The sequence below is a fragment of the Duganella sp. CY15W genome (genome assembly GCF_009857555.1).
Lineage (GTDB): Bacteria > Pseudomonadota > Gammaproteobacteria > Burkholderiales > Burkholderiaceae_D > Rugamonas > Rugamonas sacchari.
In genome coordinates this window covers 1-760 of sequence record NZ_WWCQ01000017.1, presented here as the reverse complement: position 1 = coordinate 760, position 760 = coordinate 1, and the positions used below count along the sequence as shown (strand labels likewise).

General features: G+C 52.0%; 1 rRNA gene. It reads right to left on the bottom strand.

Annotated elements, in window-relative coordinates:
- Window positions 1–8: 8 nt before the first annotated feature.
- A 23S ribosomal RNA gene (locus GTP58_RS30825) occupies window positions 9–760 on the bottom strand; the annotation flags it as partial.

Here is a 760-nt window from a genome sequence, read left to right as displayed (position 1 = left end):
AAGGTTATAGGGACAAGCCGTACGGGCAATTAGTATCAGTTAGCTTAATGCATTACTGCACTTCCACACCTGACCTATCAACGTCCTGGTCTCGAACGACCCTTCAAAGAGCTCAAGGCTCTGGGAAATCTCATCTTAAGGCAAGTTTCCCGCTTAGATGCTTTCAGCGGTTATCTCTTCCAGACTTAGCTACCCGGCAATGCCACTGGCGTGACAACCGGTACACCAGAGGTCTGTCCACTCCGGTCCTCTCGTACTAGGAGCAGCCCCCTTCAAATTTCCAACGCCCACGGCAGATAGGGACCAAACTGTCTCACGACGTTTTAAACCCAGCTCACGTACCACTTTAAATGGCGAACAGCCATACCCTTGGGACCGGCTACAGCCCCAGGATGTGATGAGCCGACATCGAGGTGCCAAACTCCCCCGTCGATATGAACTCTTGGGAGGAATCAGCCTGTTATCCCCAGAGTACCTTTTATCCGTTGAGCGATGGCCCTTCCATACAGAACCACCGGATCACTATGTCCTACTTTCGTACCTGCTCGACTTGTCGGTCTCGCAGTTAAGCACGCTTATGCCATTGCACTATTAGCACGATGTCCGACCGTACCTAGCGTACCTTCGAACTCCTCCGTTACACTTTAGGAGGAGACCGCCCCAGTCAAACTGCCTACCATGCACTGTCCCCGATCCGGATAACGGACCAAGGTTAGAACCTCAAATGAACCAGGGTGGTATTTCAAGGATGGCTCCATAG